1 protein-coding gene is annotated in these 1,512 nt (G+C 70.3%); it reads left to right on the top strand.

Annotated features, from left to right (window positions below; translation table 11 throughout):
* On the top strand, window positions 1-1,342 hold a 1,342-nt coding region (locus ACFWWU_RS37190; RefSeq protein ID WP_384153613.1), incomplete at its 5' end, for a PASTA domain-containing protein.
* Window positions 1,343-1,512 lie beyond the last annotated feature (170 nt).

Raw genomic sequence — 1,512 nt, 5'->3', positions numbered from 1 at the left:
CGCCGCGGTGCGCGTCATCGACGGCGTGCTGACCGCGCTCGAGTACTCGCACCGAGCCGGTGTCGTGCACCGCGACATCAAGCCCGGCAACATCATGATCACGACCGCCGGCCAGGTGAAGGTCATGGACTTCGGCATCGCGCGCGCCGTCTCCGACTCCTCGACGACCGTGGCGCAGACCACGGCGATCCTCGGCACCGCCTCGTACTTCTCGCCCGAGCAGGCGAAGGGCGAGACCGTCGATGCCCGCACCGACCTGTACTCGACCGGTGTGGTGCTCTTCGAGATGCTGACCGGTCGTCCGCCGTTCCGCGGCGACACCCCGGTCGCGGTGGCCTACCAGCACGTCAGCGAGAAGCCGGTCAAGCCGAGCGTCATCAACCCGAAGGTCTCACCGGCCCTCGATGCGGTCGTGATGCACTCCCTCGCGAAGAACCGCGACCAGCGTTACCAGTCGGCCGCCGAATTCCGCACCGACGTCGACACCGCCGCGTCCGGTCGTGTGCCGGTGCACCGCGAACCCGATCAGGCCACGATGCTCTTCGGTGCGCCGACCGGGTCGCTCTCGAGCTCCGAGCTCGCCCTGCGCCAGCTCGCCGAAGACGAGACGATGACGAGAACCCAGCGTCGCCCTCCCGCGATCTGGATCTGGTCGGGCATCATCGGCGTCGTCGTCATCGTCATCGCCGTCATGTACTGGGCGTTCAACCTGCAGCCCACGGCCGAGTTGCCCCCGAACGTCAGGGAGATCCCCACGCTCACCGGCAGCTCGTACGAAGAGGCCGTCGACGCGCTCCAGGAGCTCGGGCTCCCGGCGAGTTCCGTCGAGAAGACCGATGACGCCGTGCCCGCGGGCCAGGTCATCGGCACCGATCCGCCCGCCGGCGAGATCGTCGACAACGGCACGGCCGTGACGGTGTTCGTCTCGACGGGCAAGCAGGCGGTGACCGTGCCCGATCTCCGCAACAAGACGCTCGAGCAGGCGAAGGCCGACCTCACCGCCCTCGGGCTCGTGCCCGGGGTCGAGAACCGGGAGCCGTCGCCGACCGTGCCCGGCGACACCGTGCTCGGCACCACGCCCGAGGCGGGGGCGGCTGCCGAGCTCGGCTCGACGGTCGACTTCCGCATCTCGAGCGGCATGGTCACGCTCCCCGACGTGACCGGCCAGACGCTCGAAGCGGCGACGTCGTACCTCGCGGCGGAGAATCTGCAGCTCACGGCCGTTCCCAAGCCCGACGGCTCCTGCAAGTCGGCGCCCGGGTCGCCGGTGACCAACCAGTCGCTTGCACCCGGCGACGTGCCTCAGCATTCCTCGGTGGAACTCACCTACTGCGCGGGCTGACGCCGAAGCGGATCCCTCGGTCCAAGCGCAGGGGCGAGCAAGGGCAGGCGTCTCACGACGCGTGAGACGCTCTCGTCCGGCCGGTCAGTCCGCCGTCGCCCGCACGAGCGGGCTGAGGCCCACAGCGCGTTCGCGCGCCGCGGGGAGGCCGGCGGCCGCGAGCCAGTTGC

Source organism: Streptomyces sp. NPDC058650 (assembly GCF_042717315.1).
GTDB lineage: Bacteria > Actinomycetota > Actinomycetes > Streptomycetales > Streptomycetaceae > Streptomyces.
Note: the sequence above shows the minus strand (reverse complement) of the source record. Positions and strands in the feature narration are given on the sequence as shown.